Consider the following 25,529-nt stretch of genomic DNA (forward strand, 5'->3'; position numbering starts at 1 on the left):
GTGAGGTGAGCACACTGATCACATTCCAATACAAAGTATTTCTAACAGTCGTCGAATGCGGCAGTTTTACAAAAGCCGGGGAGAAGCTTGGGCTGACGCAGTCTGGGGTGAGTCATAATATTGCGAAGCTTGAGTCGGAACTCGGGATTGTGCTGCTTCGGCGGAATCGAAACGGGCTTTCGTTAACGGACGCAGGTGAGCGGGTGATGCCGCATATCCGGCAAATCATGCATCATGCGGCATTGCTTGAGCAGGAGGCGGCGCTAATTCAAGGGATGGAAGTAGGGAGCATCAAGATTGGGACATTCCCTAGTTTTTCTTCAAATGTCCTTCCACGCCTTATTCATCGTTTTACGCAAAGCTATCCGCATATCAAGCTGGAGTTATATGAGGGTGGTTATGAGGAGATTGAGGAATGGATCGCTTCAGGCACGGTTGATGTTGGTTTTTTAACGCAGTCATCGAGGGAATTCGAGACCGTTCCACTTTTTCAGGATGAGTTGGTGGTGCTCATTCAAGAGAATCATCGCTTTCATACGAAGAAAGTGATTGAAGTTGACTCGTTACATGATGAAGCCTTTATCATGCCGAAAGCGGGCTGTGACATACTCGTTAAGAAGCTGTTAAAAGAAAGAGGCGGCGTCAAGCCTCATGTTTTGTTTGAAATTGAAGACAACAATACGCTTATTTCTATGGTTCAAGAAGGGCTTGGGGTCACGATCATTCCAAAATTAGTTTTGCCGCCGTACATACCTCATACGAAAGTCATTCCACTGGAGACGAGCGTCTTTCGTGAGGTTAACCTGGCGCTCAAATCATTCAAAGCAGCTTCCCCATCGGCCAAAAGATGGATCGAAACGGTCAAAACTCATTTTAAATAGTATCAGCTTGAACAGGATGTCTCCCATTCAAGCTGATGTTTTATAAAGTCAACACGCCGCGGATCGTGATGACAGCTGCACCTGCCACTTTGATCACCGGCTCTGATTCATTCGGAATGACTGTGATACGAAGCATGCCAGGTCTGCCGATGGCATCCCCTTGGACAATGTTCAGGCGAGTGATTTCTTGCTGAGAAATGATGCCCTCCAAATAAAGATATCCAGCCAATGCCCCGTTTGCTGCCCCCGTCACAGGATCTTCGGGTATACCAATCCCAGGTGCAAAATCCCTCGTATAAAGATCGCATTCTTTTGAGCGGTGGAACGTATAAAGGTGGGTTGTCGAGATGCCATGCTCTTTATTCATTCTAGCTAAAGCCGCTAAGTTTGGTGCCGCTTGATCAATGTCCTGTTGGTCCTTCATCGGAACAAGAAGATGCCAGTTACCGGTGTTTGCTAATTTGATAGGATAGGAAGGATCAATGCGGTCACTGCTCACACCAAGCATGTCACTAAGCTCTTCTAAATCAATGACAAAATCTCGCGTTTTCGGTGTCACCTGCGTCATTTCCACATCAACGACCTTGCCATTTTCTTCGTGCCATACAACAGGCACATTGCCGATCTTTGTTTCTAACACGACCCCTGATAGCTCTTTAGCCAACCCTAGCTCCGTCGCCAGAAGCCAAGTCAATCCAACAGTCGCATGCCCGCAAAAATTGACCTCTTCCGTCGGTGTGAAGTATTTGACGCGATAATCGGCTTCCTTATCTTGGGCAGGAAGCAAGAAGACGGATTCCGGTAAATTCAACTCCTTGGCGATGCTCTGCATGTCATCCTCTGTTAAAAACTCACCATCCAACACTACCCCAGCGGCATTTCCTCCAAATTTCTCAGTTGTAAACGCATCGACGTGGTACACCCTAATGTCTCTCATCTGACGAACCCTCCTACACATTTTTGTTATGTTTATCATAAGTTTGTTTGATGCATTCGTAAAATGAATCTTTTTGATGGTTTAAATCGGAAGTGTTCATGTAAGAGAGGAGGGTTCACTGTACCTATTAAATTTGTATTTTGATAAGTCTTTAGTCATGTTATTAGCTCTTGTATCTATACTAGATGAAATATATAATATTTGTATATAAAAACATTAATAGGAAAAGTGAGGATATATTTATGAAAATGGTCCTGAAATTAGTAGCTTCTATTCTATGTGTGATGATGTTGAGTTTTCCTATTCAAGAAAGTGTGAGTGCCACAGAGGGTGGAACGAAAACAACAGTCGATCGTTATCAATATGGTGATAATTATCTGACAGGTAAAACAGCGCCAAACGCAATCGTTGCACTCGTAGATTGGGGTGTTCCGAGTAACTGGAAATCTAAATATATGCACTACGCAAAAGCAGATAGTAACGGAAACTTTAAGTTGTTTTCTTTGAACTTTAGTTCAGGTCAAACGTTGGAGTTAGATACATATGACCAAAATGGAACAATGCTTGCTTCAAACAAAGTGTATGTTTTCAAGGAATCTTTTAGCTCATTAGATCCGATTTATGATACTTCTCAGGAGCTAACTGGGAAAACAGTGAAGAACACAAAAGTAGAGGTCATGAAAGATGGCGAAGTGATTGCTTCAGGTACATTTAATGATGCCATTCATTTAAAGCTGCCTGCCCTAAGTGCAGGTACATTCCTAACAGTGAAAATGACGACTGGTAACAATATCGACGTTTACAAAAAAATTGTGAATCCTAAGAAAATCTCACTTATTCCTACGACAAAATGGTCTAAATCAGTGAAAGGCCAAACGGGAATTCCTTATGCAAAGATCGTCTTTAAAAATCAAAAATCAAGTGACATCATTCAATCGATGACTGCAGATGGTGATGGCAACTTTGAATTGAGTTTGGACAAAAACTCAATAAAATCATTAAATCAAAGTAAATTTCAAGTGTTGGAACCCTCTTATGATAATGCTTTGCATGAGACCACTTTCCAACTGAGATCAACTGCTCCAACTATTGATCCATTTACTCAGCTTTCAACTTCAGTGGGCGGGACCGCAACTCCTGAAAGTATGATTCATATTTTAGATGGAGATGGCAAAGTCATTGGGGAAGGTCAGACAGACTCTAAGGGCGTCTATGATGTTCCTGTTTCAAAGTTAATCGGCGGTGACTTAATTACAGTCAAGTCGTTCATGGCTGATAATCCGAGTGAAACGGATCAATTTCAGGAAGATGTACAGAAAGTTTTCGTGGAAGAAATCGATGATTCAAGTGATACCATTAATGGCATAAGTACGTTTGGTAATCAAGCTGTTGTAGAGGTGCAATCTGATTCAGCGAATAACACAATAAAAGCAATGTCGAAACTCAGCGCTAGCACAATGAAAAAGAAATTTGGACCATTCCCTATTACGCCTGGAAAAGATTTCAAATTAAAAACTGGGAAATTACAACAAGGGTCCAAAGTAACGATCACGTTGTTAAGCGGAAATAGAAAGGTCACCCTGCCTACTGTCACCGTCAAAAAAGTCGTCACATCTCCACTTGCAGCATCTCAAGTGAAGGTGACAAACAACAAAGGGAAAAATGATACGGTGACGATAAAAGGAATCAAAAAGCAATCAGTCATCAAAATATTTAAACAAGCATCTGGCGGTAAAGCGGTTGCCCAGCAGACTGCTTCAAGTTCGAACATGGCAATTTCCATCAAACAATTGGGTCAAACAAGTGGAACGCTTTATATCAGTATAAAAGAGCCGGGTTTAAAAGAGGGCAATCGAGTACCAATTCGTTATCAGGGTGAAAAGTCAGATTCTTTAAAAGCCAACCAAGTCAAAATCAATAATCTTAAAAATAAAAATGACATCATTACAGTGAGTAAATTGAAGAAAAAAGATGTGATTAAAGTCTACTCAACAAGCGGGAAATTACTAGCCACATCAAAACCAGCTAACAGTACATCCATCAAGTTGTACGTCAAACAAGTAGGAACTAAGAGCGGTAAAGTGTATGTCACACGCAGCAGTGATAAGTTGCTGGAAAGCGGAAAGCAAGCTATTTCCTTTAAAGGTGAGCCGTCTACTTCGTTAAAAAGCAACCAAATCAACATCGTAAACAACAAAAAGAAAAAAGACGTGGTCACGGTCAGTAAACTCACAAATCAAGATGTTGTCAAAATCTATCATTCTTCAGGAAAGCTTATTGCGAAGTCAACAGCTACTAAAGGCAAAGTTGTAAAAGTCACTTTTAAACAACTAGGCGCTAAGGGAGGAAAACTCCACTTCACCGTCACTGGGAAAGGCATGTCGGAAAGCAGTAAGACGGTAAAGACGTTTAAAGCTGAAAAGTAGAGTTTAATCTTACCATTTAAAAAAAATCGTCATTCATTTCTATGGTGACGATTTTATTTTTAATAGCCAAACGACATAAATTCCAATGATAGGAGAGTGTTTATATTGAAAAGAGTAAAGAATTTTATCCTAATGGCTGTCATCCTTTGCAGCAGTATGTGGTCCGCGACTGTTCAGGCACAATCCGGATATTTCAACACGTATACAACGTATTCTGCAATGTCAGGTTCTGGGTTCTACACTTCTATGCAAGGGATGGCTGTAGATCGTAATAATAATATGATTTATGCTGCAAAAATAAATACGGCAAACCACTTGACGCAATTGTACGCTATTAAAATGAACAGCTCGTCGAGCAATAGAACTGTTAAGCTTCTTAAAAACTCTGACACCAACAGTACTAGCAATGACTTAGGACATGCCAATGACTTAGCTGTGAAAGCTCAAAAAGGTGATGATCAAGTTAGCTTATATGTAGCGCCTATGTCTGATGGTGTAAAGTATGTAAAAAAGATAGTGAAGTTAAGTGTAAACACGAAGAAAAATACGTACAAAGTGGCTAAATCCTATGTCCTTCAATACCAAGGGGCGAATTTATCAATTAGCGGTATCACATATTCTGTTGGAGCGGACAAGTTTATTGTAAGGTCTGGGAATCGCTTTTTTATTGGGAATTTTAACGACCAAAAAGGACAATTTGAATATGAGGCAACGTTTACATTAAATTATACGAAAGCGATTGTAAATCAATCAGTGGTTGATGTTTCTAAGTACATTCTTCAAGGTATTTCTTTCTATCAAGGAACATTATATGTACCATTATCTAAGCCAGACTCCAACGGCGGAGCTTCTAATGTGAGTGTCATTCTCACATACCCGTTAAATATCAATCAAATGCTGAAAGAGCAAAAGGAAACACCCGCAAAAGATTTTTCAAAAGAGTTGTTTACTAGAAAAGACCTTTCATTCCGAATTACGAGCAGTGCATTTACTCTTTTTGAAATAGAAGCTGTTGATTTCGATGACGGAACATTATATTTTAATACAAATCGCGGGAAGAACGGCACACAAGAAGATATGATCGCGACGTTCAATGATTATAACTATTACAAGTGAATTGTATTCAAAAAGCCCCTCAACTTATGAGGGGCTTTTTCCGTCCATCACCCATAATAATTATTCGCTTGAATAAAAAATTGGGATTGCATGTAGTTATAGGTGATTTTCGAAAAGTCGAAGGGCTGGCCGTTTGTGAGATGAAAGACCGTCTCGACGCGGAGAGCGGGATCGTCTTGTTTGAGGCCGAGGTGCGTCGCTTCGGTTTCATTCAATTTGCCTACTTGTAAGTACATATCAGAGAAACCGACTTTGAGCCCCAAACCTTCACTGACGAATTTAAAAACAGAGTCGGCAGCAATTTCTGTGTTGAGATAGGGAATGATGGTTTTTCGGTAATAGGATTCTTCTAAACATAAGGTTTGTCCATTGATGTAACGAATGCGTTTTAGATAAAAAACATCCTCGTCTTGTTCAATATTCAAATTAAGTGCAGCTTCTTCGGACGGCTTGATGGTGTCTAGCATTAAAACCTCTGATGTCAGTTGAAATTCCTCTAAGTCTTTTTTAAAACCTTGATTGGATAAAAGGCTGATGTAGCCCTTGCGCCGGTGTCTTCGAACAAAGATGCCGCTGCCCCTCACTTGATAGATAATTCCTTTTTTTTCGAGTAATTCTAACGATTTGATAATGGTACTTTTGCTCACAGCAAATTGGCTCATGAGTGTTTCGAGTACAGGGAGCTTATCCCCTTGCTGCAGCTCATGGGTGACAATATATTTTTCAATATCGCTCGCAATTTGTTGATACTTTAACATGGCCATTCCTCTTTGTTTTCACGATTTATTGTTCTTGTATTATAGCACATACCAAATTTCCTTTGATATGCTAATTGAAATTATATATGTATTGATAAATTGTACCGGTATAATTATAATGTACATATACTAGCAGTGATAAAGGGGGGTTTTATATGTCAAAAGTGAGGGATTATCAAAAGCTTGCAGAAGACATCTTAGAGGCAGTTGGCGGAGAAGAAAATGTGGTGAGTGCTGCAAGATGCGCCACGCGGCTGCGTTTGGTTCTGAAACGTTCGAATCCAAAGGCAAAGGAAGCAGTTAATGCAATGCCTGGCGTCATTACCGTGGTGGAAAATGGCGGTCAATTTCAGGTCGTCATCGGTCAGCATGTTGGTGAGGTATACGAGCATTTTTCCAGCCTTGTTCAGCTGCAGCCGTCTGATGATGATCAGCCAAATGAAAACAAGGGAACGGTGCTGAATCGTGTCATCGCGACCATGTCTGCTGTGTTTGCACCATTTGTGTATATTTTGGCCGCCGCTGGTATTTTACAAGGTGCACTTATCCTCATTAATTTATTATTTCCAAGTTTCTCGAAAACGGGAACGTATGAAGTCTTTAGCTTTATTTCCTGGGCGCCGTTTACGTTCTTGCCTATCTTTATTGCCATCACAGCTGCCAAGCATTTTAAAACGAATATGTATATCGCAGTAGCGTGTACAGCAGCGCTTGTCAGTCCGGCTTGGACGGAGATTGCTGGACGCGTGGCATCAGGGGAAGGCGTTACTTTTTTAGGCATAGCGTTATCTGAAACGGTTTATACGTCCTCTGTTTTGCCGCCGCTATTCTTGGTATGGATCCTTTCATATGTAGAGAGATTTTTAAACAAACGTATTCACGAGGTGGTCAAACCGTTATTTGTCCCATTTATTTGTATGGTCGTCATGGTTCCGTTAACCATTCTATTAATTGGTCCTCTCTCGACAGCCGGTGCAAACGGGATTGCAAACGGATACAACTTTTTAGCAGAACATGTCCCAGCTTTAGCAGGCGCCATTATCGGAGGTTTCTGGCAAGTGCTTGTCATTTTCGGTGTTCACTGGGGCATCACACCAATGGTGCTCGCCAACTTTGAACAATATGGACGTGACTCCTTCCAGGCATATCAAACCATCGCTGTTATCGCTCAGGTTGGCGCAGTGTTAGGGGTTATTTTAAAAGCAAGAAACCGCGAAACACGAAAAGTCGGGGTTTCAGCGGGAATCACGGGTCTCTTTGGAATTACAGAGCCTGCGATTTATGGGGTCACCTTGCGTTTCAAGAAACCATTTATTTTCGGATGTATATCTGGAGCGGTCGGTGCGATTGCTGCCAGCTTCTTTACGCCTTATTACTTTGCGTATGCAGGGTTGCCTGGTCCACTGACGATTGTAAACGGAATTAGTTCAGATTATCCAACTTCGATCATCGGCATATTGATTGGTGTCGCAATTGCGCTGATCTTACCAGTTGTGCTCATTCAAATGTTTGGTTATGGGGAAGATACAGTGGAACAGACAGCCGGTGCAACATCTGATAAAGATCAAGTTGGAGAAAAAATGAATGCTTCGATGAACAATGAAGAAACCATTCCTGCACCGCTTGCAGGGAAAGTGATCTCGTTATCTGAAGTACCGGATGCTGTATTTAGCTCGGGGGCGATGGGTAAAGGGTTTGCGATTGAACCAACAGAAAATAAGCTGTATGCACCGTTTGACGGCAGTGTCGTCATGCTTGCGCCGACAAAGCATGCGATTGGACTGCGTTCAGAATTCGGTGTGGAGTTACTTGTTCATGTAGGAATTGATACGGTTTCCCTAGATGGCTCAGCATTTACTCTTCATATCAAAGAAGGCAGCAAGGTGAGGAAGGGTGACTTGTTGATGACATTTGATCAAGAAGCCATTGAACGCAAAGGATTAAAAACAATCACACCCGTCATCATCACCAATACACAAGCGTACGAAGATGTGATTGTAGAAGAACAATCGACATGTCAGCCAACGGATATCATGATCACTATTGTGAAATAGGAGGAAAGAAATAATGACTTTACCAAAAGATTTTCTATGGGGCGGCGCATTAGCTGCGCATCAATTTGAAGGTGGATGGAATGAAGCAGGAAAAGGTCCAAGTGTTGTAGATGTGATGACAGCAGGTGCTCACGGAGTACCGAGACAAATAACTGAGACGATAGAAGAAGGAACATTTTATCCGAATCATGAAGCGATTGATTTCTATCATCGTTATAAGGAAGATATCGCGATGTTTGCCGAAATGGGTTTGAAATGCTTACGTACATCGATCGGCTGGAGCCGGATTTTCCCTAAGGGAGATGAAGCAGAACCAAATGAAGCTGGTTTACAGTTCTATGATGATGTTTTTGATGAACTGCTCAAGCATGGCATCGAGCCTGTAATTACGCTGTCTCACTTTGAGATGCCGCTCCATTTGGCAAGAGAGTACGGCGGGTTCCGCAGCCGAAAAGTCGCTGAGTATTTCACGAAATTCGCAGAAGTATGCTTCAATCGATACAAAGACAAGGTCACATACTGGATGACGTTTAATGAAATCAATAACAAAATGGATGTCAACAACCCACTGTTCCTTTGGACAAATTCAGGGGTATCAGTCAAAGAAGGCGAAAATGCCAAAGAAGTCATGTATCAAGCAGGACACCATGAATTACTGGCAAGTGCATGGGCAGTAGCCAAAGGAAAAGAGATCAATCCTGATTTCCAAATTGGAGCGATGGTTTCTCACGTGCCAATCTATCCGTATTCCTCAAATCCAGAGGATGTCATGCTCGCAGAGGAATATATGAGACAGCGCTATTTCTTCCCAGATGTACAGGTGCGCGGCTACTATCCGAGCTATGCATTAAAAGAATTTGAACGCGAAGGCTATCATATTCCATTTGAAGAAGGCGATGAAGAAAGCTTAAGAAAAGGGAAAGTGGATTATCTAGGCTTTAGTTACTACATGTCGACAACGGTTAAAAGTGATACGGTGTCTGATCACAACGGAGACATTGTCAACGGAGCCCTGCCGCATGGTGTAGATAACCCTTATATCAAATCAAGTGACTGGGGCTGGTCCATTGACCCGACGGGCTTAAGGTATACATTGAATCGTTTTTACGATCGCTATCAAATCCCGTTATTCATCGTAGAGAATGGATTTGGTGCAATAGATCAAGTGGAAGAAGACGGTTCTATTCACGATCCAGAAAGAATACAATATCTCGCTTCTCATATCGAAGCACTGAAAAAAGCCATTGAATACGACGGTGTCGACCTTATTGGCTACACACCTTGGGGCATCATTGATATCGTGTCATTCACAACAGGTGAAATGAAAAAACGCTACGGCATGATCTACGTTGACCGCGACAACAAAGGAAACGGCTCAATGAAGCGCCTTAAAAAAGATTCGTTTACTTGGTATCAAAACGTCATCGCAACGAATGGTGAAGAAGTGTAATAAAGGAAAATAGAAGCCCGGTTGAGCGTGGTATATGCTTGTTCGGGTTTTTTCATTGTTTATGTTTTAATAGAGCCTGAATACAAAGGAAGAAGAGGGTAATGGAGACAAAATAGTTCATTGGATTGTGAAAGATCTTAATGTTCAAGGATATTTGAAGAAGAATCCAAAAACCGAATATCACCATAACAGCAGGAATGATTTTTTTATACATAATGATTCTCCTTTCGAGAGTAGTTTGTTTTTAATTGGCATTGTCTCATATCATTGCAGAGATTGAAATGAGATAAAGATATTCATAGGTTCTATTATACAATTTGGTATAATTGATCTATAAAAGCGATAAATGGTAGATAAAGAATAGGAGTTGTTGAAATGAATCAAACTCTGCAAATGGGTGCCAATACCGTACTAAACTCTCCAAAAGGACAAGTATCCATCAGTTATGAAGTATCATCTGCAATTGATATTTCTTTAACAGCGTTTCTCTTAACAGATTCAGATCTAGTTCAAGGAGATAATGGCATTATTTTTTACAATCAGCCGGAGAGTGCCACGGGTGTCGCGACACTATTACCAGCAGAGATATCAGGTCAGTTGAAAAGGCATCAATTGAATTTTGATATGAGCAAAGTGCCTGCCGGAATCACAAAGGTGGCGATTACACTAACAGAGGATCAAGGAATTGGTTTTTCTCCAGTGAAGAATCTGCAAGCAGAAATTCAAACAGGCGATGAGGTACTATACCTTACACCAGTAAGCTTTACAAATGAAAAGGGTATTGTCGTAGTAGAGCTATATATCAGAAATGGTGAAACGAAAGCACGATCCATCTGGCGTGGCTTCGATTCTGGATTGGAAGGGTTATGTAAGCTTTTTGGGGTAGAGGTTGAACCTGATGAACAGGATGTTTCTACACCTCCTCAAATGACTTCTGAAAAACTAATTGATGAGCCTGCTTCAATGAAGTCAGCTGCTAAAGAGAAAGTCGCTGCACCTATTAGCTTAGAGAAAGTTCAAGGTAAAATTAGTCTAGACAAAGGTCATAAACCGATCATCATTGAAAAAACGCCTGAGATTACAGCTACAGTATCCTGGGAGTCTGGAACCGATTATGATATTTATGCATTGGTCTATACGAAGTCAGGAAAACAAATAGATGTGGCCATGTTTGGCGCAAAAGGTGTTCCTGCTCTTAAAAGTTACGGAAACGGAGCTGTAGAGCATATGGGAGATGTCGGTAGAGACCGTGAATCGATGAAAACAGAAGTCATTAAATTACGGTTAAATGACGATATCCTTGCTATTGTTCCGGTTGTTTATTCTGCTCAATCAAATGGAACAGGTTCCTTTTATAGATATAGGGTATCTATGAGTATCGATAATCACCAAGGAACGTCTGTGACAATTCATGCCAAACATGCGAATAATAATGATCGGATTTATTCTTGTGTGCCGGGTATGCTTCAAAACACAAATGATGGTGTGATCATCCGTCCGCTAGAGCTTTACAGCAAACCAAATTCCGAGCGCAGACCTAAATTAAAAATGAAGTCTTCTAATGAAATTGATGTTTTGATGGATAAAGGACCAACCAATGATTATAAATAAAACGAATGTATGGCTAGACAGAGCAAAGTGCATTGTCTAGCTTATTTTATTTAATCTTTAAATAGAGAGCCCATTCCATTATTTGTGTCATTTAGCCTATTTTTCCGTTTTGAGGGGCACGGTAAAATAGACTTTATGATCAATAATGGAGGGAGTGACTTCTTCTGGGTAAGATACTTGATGCAAAAGCACTAACCAGTGCCATGGACACAAGGGCAAAACACTATCAGGAACTCCGTGAACAAATGGTAGATTTAAAACAGGCATTACAAGGTGTTGCCAATCTCGGTGATGATTTTACTGGGAAAGGTGCCGATAACATTAAAAGCTTTTATAAAGAGCTGTCTGGCAATGTAGACATGTTTATCAGCTTCATCGATAAGCAAAAAGCCTTTCATGAAGGTGTTTCTGGGACACTGGATGATACGAGTTTTGGCGGCGATACCTTTATAGAGGAACACTTTTTAGACAACGCAGTACATATGGGCATCAAGAATGCCAAAAGCATTGTAAAGGATCAAAAAAAGGCACTCAAAACGATTTTTCAAGACATTGATGACCTCATTTCCCTAGAGGTATTTGATAGCGAAACCTTTGATGAAAAAATAGAAGATGCGGAAGATGAACGAAAAAAGACGGTCAAAGAACTAAGAGAGCTTGATCAAAATTTAAAAGATGAATATGCTTTGTCAGAGACGGAGCAGCAAGCTACAATGGCATTGTACGCTGAAATGATGAATGCGACAAATGACGGAAAAGCGATTTCGCCTATGAATTTTGACAAGAAAGCGTATCAAAATAGCGAAATCTACAAGGCAAAAAGCGATATTGAGAAGCAAACTTCTGAATATCTGAAAATCAAAAAAGAACAAGAAGAAGCCCGCGAGATTGCAAAGGAACAAGAAGCACTCGCCAACCGCCCTTGGTATGAAAAAGCGCTCGATTATGGTGGAAACATCGTCAATGAACTGACCGGCGTGAACGATGCAAAACGTGCCGCAACAGGCGTTGATCCAATCACAGGCGAAGAGCTCACGGCAGGACAGCGAGTCGCGGCAGGAGGCATGGCAGCAGCCGGCTACATCCCTATCGTCGGCTGGGCAGGACGCATTTTTAAAGGCGGAAAAGCAATCTATAAAACCACCCAAGCCACATCAGCGGCGGTCAGGGCAGTCGACATTTACAAGACATCACAAAAATCCTTTGACGCCTTAAAAACATCTCAAAAAGGTTTATATGGTCTCACAGCCACTAACGGCTTCAGCGAAGCGATCACAGGCCGAGACATGTTTGGAAACAAGATCTCCAAAGAACAGCAGGAAGCGAGTATGAATGCGGCGCTTGGAATGCTTTTGCCGTTTGGAAGTAAGAGTTTAAAACAACTTCAATTTAAACATAAACCAAAAGAAATAATAACTAAAAAAGAAAATTATCAAAGATATGTGAAAGCTGAAAATGGGCAGCGTCCTCTTAATTTTTCACCTGAAGGAGCCAAAAGAAGAGGGGCTTATCGAGAATCTAAAAGGGCAAGTGGTATACCAGTAAGTGAACAACCCATAGAAGTTAGACCAGCAGTGGACAAAAGAGGTAACCCTATCCCTGGTAAGGATTATTTCTTTAAAGGTGATAAAGTGGTTAGAGATCATGCGGGAGGTCATTATTATCCAGACGACTTAAGTCAGAATAGAGATGCTCATTTTAATGATATTTATGGAAACCACTATGACTATGAAAAATAGTTATCATTGGAGGATTATAAATGAAAATAGAACTTGAATTCGAACAAGAAGTGACAAACTACTATAAGTGGTTAGATCAAAAAATAAATGAACTTAAACAGTTAAGTGTATATAGTATTAATGGATATTACTTTTTAGATGATGATGGGATCAAGACTTTTCAAAGTTATTGTCAAAATGAACTAATCGAAATTTTTAGCGATCAATTGACTAATTACCATTTTTATATCTTTCTGAGTAAGAAAGTAAGTGATGTGCATTCGCGAATAGAGAGATTCCGAAAAGTATGGAAATCTATTGATTCAGACATAAATACTTCAGGTTTTGAAAAGGGGCCAGAATTACTTTTAGATGAACATGAAAATCTTTTTTATGTCAGTATGGCCAAGGTTCCTCAACATGATTTAGATAAAGCATTGCGAATAATGGATCAGTATCAATCTAGTTTCATGATTGCCAGTAGAAGGGATTCTATGCTCTCAGAGGAATCTATAAAAGATTTGTTTTACGCAGGATTGGATAAGAATAGTCATGAAATAGATTATCAAGCGCTTTTTTTGAAGTATGGTTTGAATAGTGAAATTATCTTTAGATGGGGATCTGTTCTAAATGAGGCCGAATTGGCAATGATTTTAAATCAAGATCATACCCAGAAAATAAGGGAGCGAATACAAAGCCGTTCGTAGTATCTTCAAAATGATCCGTAATATTTAAACAATCCCCACATCGGGACTGATCCCCCATTTTTGAGAGACTGGGATCAAAATAGGGCTGTGAAGGTTAGAAGGGGTTTGTTGAACGGAACCACTGGGTGTTATTTGAAGGTGACATCACCTGACTGTTCTTAGTTAAAACAATACCTTTGAGCTTCAATATGAATCCTAAAAAGGTACGATTAGATGATATAACAGTGCTCTTTGATCTATATTTAATCAATTTATTATTGTTTTTCGAGAAAAAACATTGCTTTTGTGAAGATAATTAATTACTATAAAGATATTAACATGTTAAAAGCGGTTTCATGAAACGATGAAAAGTTAAAAATAGAATAATGCGTACATTCAATAAGGCGTGTTACTGTTCGGCAGGCAAGACCTAGATTGGATGGGATATCTGTATTTGTATAATCCCACCCAATTCAGGTCTTTTTTTGTTGCCTGAGCGCCTATACTCAAAAATGAAAGCGGTGACTTTAATGAACCATAAAGACTTAGCTCAAGACATTCTTAAACATATTGGTGGAAGTGAAAACGTTCAAAACTCCATCCACTGTATGACGAGATTAAGGCTGACTTTAAAAGACTCCTCACTCGCAAACTCTGAAGAAATTAGTCGCCTTGATGGCGTCATTCAAGTAGCAGATACGGCAGGTCAGTATCAAGTTATTATTGGCAATGATGTTGGTTATGTATATAAAGAGTTTGCAAAACTGATTGATCAAAATCCAGAAGCAAGCGGACAAATTGTACAGAACAAAGATCATAGCTTGAAAGGATATTTCAATCGTTTTGCCAATTTAATCACTGGCATTTTTGCACCGATCATCCCTGCGATCGCTGGGGCAGGGATGTTGAAGGCTTTACTGATTTTATTGCCGATGCTGAATTTGATGAAAGAAGACAGCCAAACCTATTTGGTATTGAAAATCATCTCAGATGCAGCGTTCTTCTTCCTACCTATTTTGTTAGCCTATACAAGCTCACAAAAATTTGGTACAAACCCTATGGTATCGATGGCTTTGGCAGGGGTATTGCTACATCCTAACTTAACAGCCTTGTTTAGCAGCGGGGATCCAGTTGTCTTTGCGGGTATTCCACTGAAAGCTGTTTCTTATGGCTCATCGGTCATTCCGATTATACTCATTGTTTGGCTGATGTCTTATGTAGAAAAGCTGGCAGATAAATTATCACCGGGACCGGTCAAAATCTTTATGGTTCCTTTAATCACAATGATCATTGTTGCTCCGATTGGTTTACTGTTTTTAGGACCGCTTGGTATGTATCTTGGTGCAGGTTTAGCCGCAGGGGTCTTATGGATCCAGCAAACTGCGGGATGGGCAGCTGTTGCGATTTTAGCCGTTTTCTTACCTTTTATCGTCATGTTTGGGATGCAGAAGGTGTTCTATCCAGTTGTTATCGCTTCTCTTGCTTCGCCTGGATACGATGCTCTTATCGGGGTGGCCATGCTAGCGGCTAACTTTGCGCAAGGTGGAGGTGCTTTGGCTGTTTCCTTTAAAACCAAAGACCCTAAGTTAAAACAAATTGCAATGTCCGGAGGAATTTCTGCTTTATTTGGTATAACAGAACCTGCATTATATGGCGTTCATTTAAAACTTAAGAAAACATTACTCGCATGTATGATTGGAGCAGGGGTTTCAGGTATATTTGTAGGATTGATTAAGCTAAAGGCGTTTGTCATGGTTTCACCTGGTATCGCAACAATGCCGATTTTCATTGAAAAAGGGACTTCAAACTTTACGTTTGCCATTATTGGTGCAGTCGTTTCAGCGGTCGTTGCGTTTATTGCTGTTTACATCATCGGCTTTAAAGATGCAGAAACTGAAAACATAGAGAAGAAAAACGAGCCTGTCTCCACATCAGAAAGCACAAGAAATCGTGAAGTCATTTATGCACCGATGAAAGGAGACATCATTCCTTTAGCAAAAGTGAATGATAAAGTATTCTCTGAAGAAGTGATGGGGAAAGGGGCAGCGATTCAACCTAGTGAAGGGAAAGTATTCGCTCCTTTTGATGGACAAGTGGAAATGATATTCCATACAAATCATGCCATTGGTCTAAAATCCAACCTTGGTGTGGAAGTTCTGATTCATATTGGTATTGATACCGTGAACTTAAATGGACAATATTTTACTTCACATGTTCAAAAAGGTGATAAAGTAAAACTAGGTCAACTTCTGATTGAATTTGATCAACAGAATATACAAAAGGCTGGCTATGACACAACAACACCAGTCATTATTACAAATACAGCTGATTATTTAGAAATTTTACCCCAAGAGGGAAAAACGAATCCTGTTTCTGGTCATCAGCAGCCACTTTTAACTGTCTTATAAATTGAGTTTGAATGTAACCAGGAAGGTGATATGGTATGGAAATTATAAAAGTGCTGAATACCAGTGTGGTTCTCGCTAAAAGAGATGACGGTAAGGAAATCATCGTAATGGGTAAAGCCATTGGATTTAAAAATAAGCCAGGCAGTCTTATTCAAGAGTCTGATATTCAAAAGATTTATGTGCTAGAAGATCAGAGCACTTCTAATGATTTAGCTGAGCTTATGCGGGAGACCCCAGAGGAATTTTTAATCATGACAGATGAGATTATATCCTATGCGAAGCGCCGTTTATCTACACACTTAAATGAGCATCTTTATATTTCTTTAACCGATCACCTTTTCATGGCTACGAAGCGCTTTAAGGAAAATTTAACGATACAAAATCGCCTGCTGTGGGAAGTAAAGAAATTTTACCCCGAGGAATTTAGCATTGGTCTGCATGCACTAGAGCTGATTGAAAAACAGTTAGGCATTCAGCTGCCTGAAGAAGAAGCGGCGAATATTGCATTTCATCTAGTAAATGCGCAGCAGACCAAAGATAATTTAAATCAAATCGTGATGATGACCAATATGGTCAAAGACATTTTAAATATTATCAAAATGCATTATAAGATCGACATTCCGACAGATACGATTAATTACTCCAGGTTTTTAACACATTTACAGTTCTTTGTTCAGCGTTTGCTTGAGAATAAAATGCTTGAAACAGATGATCACGATCTAATCGATCAAATCATGAGAAAATACCCTGAAGAAGTAAAATGTGTGGAGAAAATCGAGAAATATATATAAACAAATGTTGATTACACGATATCCAATGACGAAAAAATGTATTTAATTATTCATGTCAATCGAGTGGTTCAAAGAAATAACGCATAGTCTTGAGGAGGAAGAAACATGTCTAATCAAATCAAGAAATTTCCAGAAGGTTTTTTATGGGGTGGCGCCATTGCGGCAAATCAAGCAGAAGGTGCTTGGAATGTAGACGGAAAAGGGTTATCGACTGCTGATGTGGCGATCTTTAAAAAAGGTCTCAGTAAGTCTGATTATAAAAAGCACAATAAAGTGGATGAAGAACAAATTCAGCAAGCGATGCGTGCAGATACCGCTGAAGGTTATCCGAAACGAAGAGGTGTAGACTTTTATCATCGTTATCCGGAAGATATGGCGTTGTTCAAAGAAATGGGATTGAAGACGTTACGTGTCTCGATTGCATGGACACGTATTTTTCCAAACGGTGATGAAGAAGAGCCAAATGAAGCGGGATTATTATTTTACGACCGCCTATTCGATGAAATGAAGAAACATGATATTGAACCACTCGTCACGTTATCTCATTACGAAATGCCGCTATATTTAGTGAATCAATATGGAGGATGGTCTCATCGCATTGTCGTTGATTTCTTTGTGAAATTTAGTCGAGTGGTATTTGATCGATACAAAGATAAAGTCAAGTATTGGCTGACTTTCAATGAAATTGATAGTATTGTCCGACATCCATTTACAAGCGGTGGAATCGTTTCAGAGCGCTTTGACAATGTAGAACAGGCCGTTTATCAAGCATTGCATCATCAATTTGTTGCAAGTGCGTTGGCCGTTAAATATTGTCACGAGATGATCCCGGGGGCAAAAATAGGGTGTATGCTGACGAAATTAACAACGTATCCGTATTCCTGTAATCCAAAGGATGTTCTAAAGGCATCAAAGAACAATCAGTTCAATATGTTTTTCACAGATGTACAGGTGCGCGGTGAGTATCCACGTTTTATCAATCGACTGTTCAAAGAAAAGAACATTCACATTGAGAAACAGCTGGGAGATGACGAATTACTAAAGGTGCATACTGTTGATTTTATTTCATTCAGCTACTACAATTCCTTGGTTGCTACTGAAAATAGTGAAGGCATGGAAACTGTCAGCGGCAATACAATAGGTGGAGTGAAAAACCCATATTTAGAAGTGAGTGAATGGGGCTGGCAGATTGACCCGATTGGAATTCGTATCTCTTTAAATGACTTATACGACCGCTATCAACTACCACTGTTTATTGTGGAGAATGGTTTAGGTGCATACGATAAGGTAGAGGATGGAAAGATAAATGATGACTACCGGATTAGCTATCATGAGCAGCATTTCCAGCAGATGTTAGAAGCCATTGAGGATGGAGTCGAATTAATGGGTTACACTAGCTGGGGAATTATTGATTTAATTAGTTACTCGTCATCAGAAATGGAAAAGCGATATGGTTTTATCCATGTGGATCAAGATAACGATGGAAACGGAACATTAAATCGAACACGTAAAAAAAGCTTTTACTGGTATCAAGAAGTCATTCGTCAAAATGGATTGAAAATGAACGATGTACAGAATTGAGACATCATTTAAGGAGTGGAATGAACCACTCCTTTTTTCTATCGATGATGTCATACGCTTGATCAATGAATTCCCTTCAAATTTAAGCAATTCACTATCTTTACCTTTCGCATTCGTATAAAATAAGAGCAGTGAAAAATTGAAGAAATGCTTGATACATGAAGGGCGTGTAAGCTGTGAGCTGCATGACATGATGAGATGTATGAACGTGAAGGCTGCAAAGCTGTTCTTCCTCACATATGAGATCTTGTAAGCGTAACCATTATTTGTCACTTCATTGCGATGGTGTTAAGGGGTGTGTCAGGATGAGGAATCCGTATGTGAGAACGGCTTCTAGTCTGTATATTAATTATTTTTTATTAGGTATGGTCAATATTATTTTGGCTTCAAATATGCCATTTTTAATCAAACAGTTAGATACCAATAGTGCGGGAATTAGTTATATGATTTCGGCGCTTGGCATTGGCAGGGTGCTCACGTATGGGTTATCAGGCGTACTGTCAGATCGTTTTGGGCGAAAGCCGGTCATTTTGGTTTCTGGTGTGCTGATGGCGGTGTTCCTCATCGGAATCCCATTGTCTCCGAGTTATCAAATCGCGTTTGCATTTGCGATTTTGGCAGGGGTTGCGAATTCGGCAATGGATGCAGGAACGTATCCTGCTTTAATGGAGGCTTTTCCGCAAAACTCGGGGTCTGCGAATGTGATGGTGAAGGCCTTTATATCCATTGGGGCAACCATTTTGCCACTGGCAATTTACTTTTTAGCAGAGCATGATTTGTTTTATGGAATGGCATTTTTTGTTCCTGCTCTGATCTATCTTGTGAATGTCTTGATGCTGTGGACCTTGCCATTTCCGAATCATCGCAAGGTGGAGCAAGTCCAGGTAACGGAGCATGACGGACTTCCGCGCTTCTCGACAGAGCCTACATTTTGGAGAGAAGGGATCGCACTGATTGTGATCAGCTTTACGTCAAATGGACTGTATGCGCTGCCGCAAATTTGGCTTCCTACGTACGGTGAGGCCATCTTGGGGATGACATCGGGCAGTGCTGTGAAACTGCTCAGTTACTATAGCATGGGCGGGCTGCTGTCTGTCGTGATGCTTGCGTTTCTTTTGCGCCGCTTTGTCCGTCCGGTCACTGTACTGCTAATCTATCCAATCATTACACTTGCTTCCATTTGTGTGCTCTTGGTCGTGAAATCCCCAGTCATAGGAACCGTCAATGCTTTTGTATTGGGATTTTCAACAGCAGGAGTTTTTCAGCTGACGTTAACTGTGATGGCTGAATTCTTCTGGAAAAACAAAGGAACGATGACTGGGATTATCTCCACAGCGGGCGGCGTGTCGGCTGTCGTCATCCCGGTCGTAACAGGTTTAATTCAGAGTCACGCGTCCATTTTACAAATCTTTATGTTCGATGCAGTGGTGGCTGTTGCGGCCATTATCGGCGCACTGTATATCCTGTATCGATACCGCCAAGTCATGGTACATGATTAAAAAAAGACGACCTCCGCAGGAAGTCGTCTCAGCGTGTAGACAAACCCTCGCATCCTCTGTCAGGTCTCTGCGCCGGTATTTCCGTTTTCTATCACGCTGAACATAAAAAAAGGGCTAAAATGATCATCATTTTAGCCCTTTGTCTTTTTTGTTTTAGAAACGGTCATTTTCAAACAGAATTTGTTTTACTTGATCAACTGGCATATCTTCACCAGTAAAGAGTTTGTAAGCAAGTGCACCTTGCCATAGCATCATTCCAAGACCGTTAATGGTTTTGGCGCCAGCTTCCTGTGCTTGCGCAAGAAGCTTTGTTTTTTGCGGATTGTATACAACATCTGTCACGATCAAATCTTCACGAAGTACATCAAGTGTATCATCGATAATGCTGAGTTGATCTAGTGGTTTCATGCCAAGGCTTGTCCCATTTGCCAGGATCGCACTTTCTGCTACTTCACGGCGGAACGCGTCTTTGTCTTCAAGTGGGAAAATGTTTGCTTTGACACCGAAGGATTTCATTTCGTTGTTGATGTAATTTACATTTTCTTCTGCTTGAACAAAGTATTGATCATTACGAGCAAAAATACTAATTTCACGAATGCCGGACTGTGCAAGCTGAATTGCGATCGGAGTCGCAGCGCCGCCAGAGCCAACGAGTGTGACTTTCTTGCCGGCTAATTCAACGCCATGTTCAATCAAGTTTTTCACATATCCAAGACCATCTGTGTTGTAGCCGATGAGCTTACCATCCTTGTTCACTACAGTGTTACTAGCACGTGTATATCTTGCAGAATCATCTAGTTCGTCTAAGTAATCCAGTACTTTCATTTTGTTCGGCATAGAGACGTTAAATCCAGCTGCACCCATTGCTTTCATACCGTTTACGGCTGCTTCTAGTTCATCATTCCCTACTTCAAATGCAAGGTAAGCATAGTTGATACCTGTTAGTGTATAGCCAAGGTTATGCATACGTGGTGAAAGGCTGTGCCCGATTGGTGTAGCAAGAAGACCGACTAATTTTGTTTTTCCATCAATATTACGTTCATGTATGTTTGTCATGATTGACATCTCCTTTAATTATCTAAATAATTTTTTCATGCGTCCAAGAACAAAGACCGCTAGTAATACGCTAATAACCGCAATGATCATATCGAAAAATAACGTCATTTTAATATCGTACGTGCTGACCAATCCACTTGTAATGAGCGGCACGAGAATAAACGCTGAGCTTGCCGCAATGTTGACATAGGATGAAGCCGTTGCCTTGTTTGTCGGGAACAATTTCATCATAATACTCATCGCCAGCTGGAAGATTCCCGCTGTAAATAGTCCTAAGAAGAAGGTGCTGACAATAACAATGCTGTACGTTTCGATTTGGAAAAGTGAAAGCATTGCAAGGAACGCACCAATTGGATAAATGATCGCCACCATAATCGGTGAAATGAATTTATCTAAGACTACTGAAAGCAATAGAACAGATACAAGTGCACCAATACTAAAATAAGATAGAAGCTGTGTGGCTTGTTCTGTGCCAAGTCCGATTAATTTTAACCCGAGCTGCGGAAGCCATGTCTGCCATACGACAAACAATGCAGTCGACGTGAAACCCATAAGTACAACAGCTAAACCTTCGCCAAGCATTTTTGGTTCTTCCTTCAGCTGGTCCTGTACTGGAAGAGCCTCTTGTGAAGAAACTTGCTTATGGTTTGGGAATGGCATAAAGATTAAGTAAATCCCTACCAGTAAATAAAGAAGCCCTAGTCCAAAGAACGCCCAGCCCCAGAAGATATCATGTGACACTAGGAACGCCAAGATAAATGGAAGAACAGTCGCCCCAATGGATACAGACGCTTTTACTAATACAGAAGCCGAACTTGCTTTTTTCGGAAATGACTCTGTCAAAGCAGGGTAGGTTCCTGAATCAAGCAGTGAGTTGGCAATCCCTGCTGAGATCGCAAAGATAAATGCCAGTGTATAACTTGTTGTCGTTGGAATACCGATTAAGAATAATAAGTAAAGAAAATTTCCTGTAATAATGACAGGCTTACGTCCCCAGCTGTCGGCTAACCGGCCTGAGAAAAAGAGCGCAATGAGTTTACCAATTCCGATCGCCGATACAAGCAAGCTGATTTTCGGAATATCTACATGGTAGCGTTCAGATAAGCTGTCCATGTTGGAAGCTACAATAATATTGATCATGCCAAGCATGAAGTAATTTAAATACATGCCAAGTGACGATTTTATATAAGGATTTTTCATGTTCCCACTCCTATATTTGAAACCCCTTTAAGGTCAAATTCTTTGTATACCCTTTGTTATTGTTTCCTTAAAAATGAATAATATGAAGCCCATCACAACACCCCTTATATGTGATTGATGAAAAAAATGAATATTCATCTGTTCTTCAATCGAGTACATCGTTCTACTAAAATGTAAAAAATAATAACAGCCTTGATTAGGAAGTAAAACTTCATGATTTGATCAGAATCATAAAAAGTCACTTTTAACTGTTTTTTGCTAGAAATAACGATAGAATGAAATAGGTATAACGATATACTAAAAGAAGCAACGAGATAAATATACTCCTGCATTTTAAATGTGTCAAGTTTATGACTTTGTGATTTAAAAAAAGAAAAATGAAACAAAGAAATAGTTGACTTGATCAATAAAAAAAAAGAATTGCTGCACGCAATTCTCTTTTTCATGATGAGGGAGAGGTTTCTCTAATATGAAGTTGAGGCTTTAAAATCAATCGCTGCAGCTCTTCATCCTGCTCGTTCATTTTATGATATAAAAGGTTCGCTGCCTTTACCCCGATGGATCGGGGGAAGGAGGAAACAGTGGTGAGCGGTGGATGGTACATCTCCGCCTCGGGAACATTATCGAATCCAACCACATCAATATCTTCACCAGGCTGAATGCCTCGTGCTGACAGTGCTTGAATGACTCCAAAAGCGACTAAGTCACTAAAACAAAAAATAGCAGTAGGGGGCTCGGGCTGATCCATCACTTGGGCGAGTGCTTCTTTCCCGCCTTCGCGAGTAGGTACTATATCAATAATAAGAGAATCATCAATCGTCACATTTTCTTCGTCATGAGCTCTTTTGAAACCTTTCATCCGCTCAATCCAAGTCGAAGAGGTTTTGATGCCGCCTAAAAAGGCGATGCGTCGATGTCCCTTTTGAAGAAGATGATGAACCGCCATCCAAGTACCTTGTTCATAATCAACACCGACATAATCACATTGCACATCTGATAATTCACGGTTTGCCAGTACTTTTGGGGTGCGAATTTGATTTAATTGTTTGACTGTTCGAGCAGAACTCTTCGAAGCTGGGTTTAAAATAATCCCGCCTACACGATGCTCTACCATAGTGGAAATGAGCCGCTCCTGTTTATCAACACTGTCAAAGGTTGTACCAAGTAAAACAGTATAGCCCAGTGATTCAAGTGTGGTCTGTACGCCAATTAAAAACTCCGAAATAAAGGTGTTAGAAATATCCGTCACAATCACACCAACGATATTTGAGCTTTTTGACCGCATGTTGGCAGCAACGCGGTCGTATACGTATCCTAAGTCCTCCATGGATTGCAGTACTTTGTTTCGAGTGGCTTCAGAGATTCTAGGATTATTTCGAACAACGAGTGATGCCGTTGAAGTCGAGACACCAGCATGCTTGGCGACTTCCTGTAATGTAACACGCTGTTTGTTCATTTTTTTCATTTATCTTCACCAACTTCCATGGATTGCTTAACTTTGTTCATGATCAAGAGGGATTTCTCCATCAAACGAGCCGAACATCTTTTGATTTATTATACATGAATCAGGGGGGATTGATGAAGTGAAGACATATGCGTACCGCTGTAAATCATAAAAGATTACCATTGACAGCTTTCTGAATGAGGCGTAAAATATAAAATTATTCAGAAATAGCAACATTTTAATTAAATAACGAAGGCTATGATTGCTGTGGGTCACACTATAGCAGGAGCAGCTTCTGGAGAGACCGCATGTATGTGCGGCGCCGAAGGGTTCACAATCTCAGGCAAAAGGACAGAAGAGTACGAAATATTGTATTTGTGATGCATGGATGATGCCGTGTATTACTTTTCTCTATTTTGCTATTCTTTTATGACCGTGAGATTGGAGCGCATCCAATCTCTTTTTTTATGGACTTTTTTAAAAGGTTCATTATTTCAGTATAAGATCGTGTCGTAGGAGGGTGTTAGCATTGGCACAACAAGAATTAAAACGAGATTTATCAAACCGTCATGTGCAATTGATTGCCATTGGCGGAACCATTGGAACAGGTCTGTTTTTAGGATCTGGAAAAGCTATTCAATTGGCAGGTCCTTCAATTATTTTTGCTTATTTAATTGTCGGAATGGCCATCTTTTTTGTCATGAGGGCACTCGGAGAATTACTTTTATCGAAGGCAGGCTATCAGTCATTAACCGATATTGCGGAGGACTATCTCGGCCCGTGGGCTTCCTTTGTGACAGGGTGGACATATTGGTTTTGCTGGATTATGACAGCGATGGCAGATGTCATTGCGGTCGGGGTGTACGTGCAGTATTGGTTTGACATCCCGCAATGGATTCCTGCAATCATTTGTTTGTTGATTTTACTAGGATTGAATCTATTAACGGTGAAGCTTTTCGGAGAATTGGAATTTTGGTTTGCACTCATTAAAGTGATTACGATTCTATTATTGATCGGGGTTGGAATTGTTCTTTTAATCATTGGTTTTCAAACAGATGCCGGACCGGTGACGATAACGAATTTATGGTCTCATGGCGGGTTATTCCCGAATGGTGTCACAGGCTTTTTGCTGTCATTCCAGATGGTGATTTTTGCGTATGTGGGAGTTGAACTGGTCGGTGTGTCCGCAGCAGAAACAGCCAATCCGCAAAAAAATATCCCTTCTGCGATTAATAAGATTCCATTAAGAATTCTATTTTTCTATGTGGGTGCGATCTTTGTCTTACTATGTATTAACCCATGGACTGAGCTCAGTGCATCAGAAAGTCCTTTTGTAAAAACCTTTGGACTCATTGGGATACCAGTAGCAGCGGGGCTCATTAACTTTGTTGTGTTGACGTCTGCGGCATCAGCTTGTAATAGCGGCATGTTCTCGACGAGCCGCATTTTGTATAATCTCAGTCATCAAAAGCAGGGGCCGGCTTCCTTTGGACGTTTGAACAAGAATGCGGTCCCAAGTAATGCGCTATTCGTTTCAACGATTGTGGTATCGGTCGGTGCACTTTTAAGCAAGCTGATTCCCGAACAAGCCTTTGGTATTGTTACCACGATCAGTGCCATTTGTTTCATTTGGGTATGGAGTATTATTTTAATTTGTCATTTGAAATATAAAAAAACAAAGCCTGAACTGCATGCAGCATCTACCTTTAAAGCACCGTTCACACCTTTTGTGAACATTTGTGTTCTTGCGCTCTTTGCAGCCATTCTCGTGATCATGCTCTTCGCAGACGCAACACGTCCAGCGCTGCTATTGACACCGGTATGGTTTGGTTTCTTATTTTTGATTTATGCACGAAAGAAACGCCGTGCATCGTAACGGACGAAAAAAAGCACAGCATTTAGATAACGCTGTG

At 40.5% G+C, this 25,529-nt stretch carries 18 protein-coding genes and 1 riboswitch; of the genes, 13 read left to right on the forward strand and 5 right to left on the reverse strand.

What is annotated here, in order from left to right; translation table 11 throughout:
- The first annotated feature begins 5 nt into the window (after positions 1 to 5).
- Positions 6 to 881 carry a LysR family transcriptional regulator gene (locus JVX94_RS15105; protein ID WP_240193771.1) on the forward strand — a complete coding sequence of 292 codons (876 nt, stop codon included), beginning with the start codon at positions 6 to 8 and terminating at the stop codon, positions 879 to 881.
- A 40-nt stretch (positions 882 to 921) separates the two neighbouring features.
- Here JVX94_RS15105 and JVX94_RS15110 read toward each other — a convergent pair whose 3' ends face one another.
- Positions 922 to 1,818 (reverse strand): PhzF family phenazine biosynthesis protein, encoded by an 897-nt coding sequence (locus tag JVX94_RS15110; RefSeq protein ID WP_205183629.1) that lies wholly within the window; start codon positions 1,816 to 1,818, stop codon positions 922 to 924.
- Positions 1,819 to 2,060: 242 nt separating this feature from the next.
- Between JVX94_RS15110 and JVX94_RS15115 the strand changes: the two genes are divergently transcribed.
- Both JVX94_RS15115 and JVX94_RS15120 read left to right on the forward strand, forming a co-directional pair.
- Positions 2,061 to 4,244, forward strand: coding sequence for an Ig-like domain-containing protein (locus JVX94_RS15115; RefSeq protein ID WP_144484180.1), 2,184 nt, complete (start codon positions 2,061 to 2,063; stop codon positions 4,242 to 4,244).
- A gap of 132 nt (positions 4,245 to 4,376) precedes the next feature.
- A complete protein-coding gene (locus JVX94_RS15120; RefSeq protein ID WP_404841175.1) occupies positions 4,377 to 5,360 on the forward strand; it encodes a hypothetical protein in 984 nt (327 codons plus the stop codon).
- A 47-nt stretch (positions 5,361 to 5,407) separates the two neighbouring features.
- Here JVX94_RS15120 and JVX94_RS15125 read toward each other — a convergent pair whose 3' ends face one another.
- On the reverse strand, positions 5,408 to 6,118 hold the full coding sequence (locus tag JVX94_RS15125; protein ID WP_095409992.1) for a GntR family transcriptional regulator: 711 nt from the start codon (positions 6,116 to 6,118) through the stop codon (positions 5,408 to 5,410).
- A gap of 155 nt (positions 6,119 to 6,273) precedes the next feature.
- Here JVX94_RS15125 and JVX94_RS15130 point away from each other — a divergent pair, with 155 nt between their 5' ends.
- From JVX94_RS15130 to JVX94_RS15170, 9 genes are all read left to right on the forward strand, one after another.
- On the forward strand, positions 6,274 to 8,172 hold the full coding sequence (locus tag JVX94_RS15130; protein WP_205183630.1) for a beta-glucoside-specific PTS transporter subunit IIABC: 1,899 nt from the start codon (positions 6,274 to 6,276) through the stop codon (positions 8,170 to 8,172).
- Positions 8,173 to 8,182: 10 nt separating this feature from the next.
- Positions 8,183 to 9,622 (forward strand): 6-phospho-beta-glucosidase BglA, encoded by a 1,440-nt coding sequence (bglA, locus tag JVX94_RS15135; RefSeq protein WP_205185570.1) that lies wholly within the window; start codon positions 8,183 to 8,185, stop codon positions 9,620 to 9,622.
- A gap of 375 nt (positions 9,623 to 9,997) precedes the next feature.
- Positions 9,998 to 11,233, forward strand: coding sequence for a TerD family protein (locus JVX94_RS15140; RefSeq protein ID WP_205183632.1), 1,236 nt, complete (start codon positions 9,998 to 10,000; stop codon positions 11,231 to 11,233).
- A gap of 203 nt (positions 11,234 to 11,436) precedes the next feature.
- The gene (locus tag JVX94_RS15145; RefSeq protein WP_240193774.1) at positions 11,437 to 12,972 is read left to right on the forward strand and encodes a T7SS effector LXG polymorphic toxin; all 1,536 of its coding nucleotides are present in this window, start codon (positions 11,437 to 11,439) and stop codon (positions 12,970 to 12,972) included.
- Positions 12,973 to 12,992: 20 nt separating this feature from the next.
- A complete protein-coding gene (locus JVX94_RS15150) occupies positions 12,993 to 13,658 on the forward strand; it encodes a hypothetical protein (RefSeq protein WP_205183634.1) in 666 nt (221 codons plus the stop codon).
- A gap of 509 nt (positions 13,659 to 14,167) precedes the next feature.
- Positions 14,168 to 16,045 carry a beta-glucoside-specific PTS transporter subunit IIABC gene (locus JVX94_RS15155; protein ID WP_095409983.1) on the forward strand — a complete coding sequence of 626 codons (1,878 nt, stop codon included), beginning with the start codon at positions 14,168 to 14,170 and terminating at the stop codon, positions 16,043 to 16,045.
- A 35-nt stretch (positions 16,046 to 16,080) separates the two neighbouring features.
- A complete protein-coding gene (licT, locus tag JVX94_RS15160) occupies positions 16,081 to 16,836 on the forward strand; it encodes a BglG family transcription antiterminator LicT (RefSeq protein ID WP_240193775.1) in 756 nt (251 codons plus the stop codon).
- Between the two features lie 105 nt (positions 16,837 to 16,941).
- Positions 16,942 to 18,417, forward strand: coding sequence for a glycoside hydrolase family 1 protein (locus JVX94_RS15165; RefSeq protein WP_095409982.1), 1,476 nt, complete (start codon positions 16,942 to 16,944; stop codon positions 18,415 to 18,417).
- A 305-nt stretch (positions 18,418 to 18,722) separates the two neighbouring features.
- Positions 18,723 to 19,916 (forward strand): MFS transporter, encoded by a 1,194-nt coding sequence (locus tag JVX94_RS15170; RefSeq protein WP_144484162.1) that lies wholly within the window; start codon positions 18,723 to 18,725, stop codon positions 19,914 to 19,916.
- A gap of 153 nt (positions 19,917 to 20,069) precedes the next feature.
- Here the strand turns inward: JVX94_RS15170 and JVX94_RS15175 are convergent, their stop codons facing one another.
- The 3 genes from JVX94_RS15175 to JVX94_RS15185 form a co-directional block, all read right to left on the reverse strand.
- The gene (locus JVX94_RS15175) at positions 20,070 to 20,972 is read right to left on the reverse strand and encodes a quinate/shikimate dehydrogenase (protein ID WP_095409980.1); all 903 of its coding nucleotides are present in this window, start codon (positions 20,970 to 20,972) and stop codon (positions 20,070 to 20,072) included.
- Between the two features lie 18 nt (positions 20,973 to 20,990).
- On the reverse strand, positions 20,991 to 22,172 hold the full coding sequence (locus JVX94_RS15180; protein WP_095409979.1) for an MFS transporter: 1,182 nt from the start codon (positions 22,170 to 22,172) through the stop codon (positions 20,991 to 20,993).
- A gap of 442 nt (positions 22,173 to 22,614) precedes the next feature.
- The gene (locus tag JVX94_RS15185) at positions 22,615 to 23,637 is read right to left on the reverse strand and encodes a LacI family DNA-binding transcriptional regulator (RefSeq protein ID WP_144484153.1); all 1,023 of its coding nucleotides are present in this window, start codon (positions 23,635 to 23,637) and stop codon (positions 22,615 to 22,617) included.
- A gap of 264 nt (positions 23,638 to 23,901) precedes the next feature.
- Positions 23,902 to 23,981, forward strand: a riboswitch (glycine riboswitch).
- A 164-nt stretch (positions 23,982 to 24,145) separates the two neighbouring features.
- On the opposite strand from JVX94_RS15185, the gene JVX94_RS15190 reads away from it, so the two are divergent.
- On the forward strand, positions 24,146 to 25,492 hold the full coding sequence (locus JVX94_RS15190) for an amino acid permease (protein WP_095409977.1): 1,347 nt from the start codon (positions 24,146 to 24,148) through the stop codon (positions 25,490 to 25,492).
- The last annotated feature ends 37 nt before the right edge of the window (positions 25,493 to 25,529 follow it).

The organism is Bacillus sp. PDNC022 (genome assembly GCF_016919285.1).
Taxonomy (GTDB): Bacteria; Bacillota; Bacilli; order Bacillales; family Bacillaceae; genus Bacillus; species Bacillus safensis.

What these genes read in the sequence shown, in the direction of transcription:
- JVX94_RS15110 (WP_205183629.1), bottom strand. Translation starts at nt 1,818, where the DNA reads ATGAGAGACATTAGGGTGTACCACGTCGATGCGTTTACAACTGAGAAA.
- JVX94_RS15115 (WP_144484180.1), top strand. Translation starts at nt 2,061, where the DNA reads ATGAAAATGGTCCTGAAATTAGTAGCTTCTATTCTATGTGTGATGATG.
- JVX94_RS15120 (WP_404841175.1), top strand. Translation starts at nt 4,377, where the DNA reads ATGGCTGTCATCCTTTGCAGCAGTATGTGGTCCGCGACTGTTCAGGCA.
- JVX94_RS15125 (WP_095409992.1), bottom strand. Translation starts at nt 6,118, where the DNA reads ATGTTAAAGTATCAACAAATTGCGAGCGATATTGAAAAATATATTGTC.
- JVX94_RS15130 (WP_205183630.1), top strand. Translation starts at nt 6,274, where the DNA reads ATGTCAAAAGTGAGGGATTATCAAAAGCTTGCAGAAGACATCTTAGAG.
- JVX94_RS15140 (WP_205183632.1), top strand. Translation starts at nt 9,998, where the DNA reads ATGAATCAAACTCTGCAAATGGGTGCCAATACCGTACTAAACTCTCCA.
- JVX94_RS15145 (WP_240193774.1), top strand. Translation starts at nt 11,437, where the DNA reads ATGGACACAAGGGCAAAACACTATCAGGAACTCCGTGAACAAATGGTA.
- JVX94_RS15150 (WP_205183634.1), top strand. Translation starts at nt 12,993, where the DNA reads ATGAAAATAGAACTTGAATTCGAACAAGAAGTGACAAACTACTATAAG.
- JVX94_RS15155 (WP_095409983.1), top strand. Translation starts at nt 14,168, where the DNA reads ATGAACCATAAAGACTTAGCTCAAGACATTCTTAAACATATTGGTGGA.
- licT (WP_240193775.1), top strand. Translation starts at nt 16,081, where the DNA reads ATGGAAATTATAAAAGTGCTGAATACCAGTGTGGTTCTCGCTAAAAGA.
- JVX94_RS15165 (WP_095409982.1), top strand. Translation starts at nt 16,942, where the DNA reads ATGTCTAATCAAATCAAGAAATTTCCAGAAGGTTTTTTATGGGGTGGC.
- JVX94_RS15170 (WP_144484162.1), top strand. Translation starts at nt 18,723, where the DNA reads ATGAGGAATCCGTATGTGAGAACGGCTTCTAGTCTGTATATTAATTAT.
- JVX94_RS15175 (WP_095409980.1), bottom strand. Translation starts at nt 20,972, where the DNA reads ATGACAAACATACATGAACGTAATATTGATGGAAAAACAAAATTAGTC.
- JVX94_RS15180 (WP_095409979.1), bottom strand. Translation starts at nt 22,172, where the DNA reads ATGAAAAATCCTTATATAAAATCGTCACTTGGCATGTATTTAAATTAC.
- JVX94_RS15185 (WP_144484153.1), bottom strand. Translation starts at nt 23,637, where the DNA reads ATGAAAAAAATGAACAAACAGCGTGTTACATTACAGGAAGTCGCCAAG.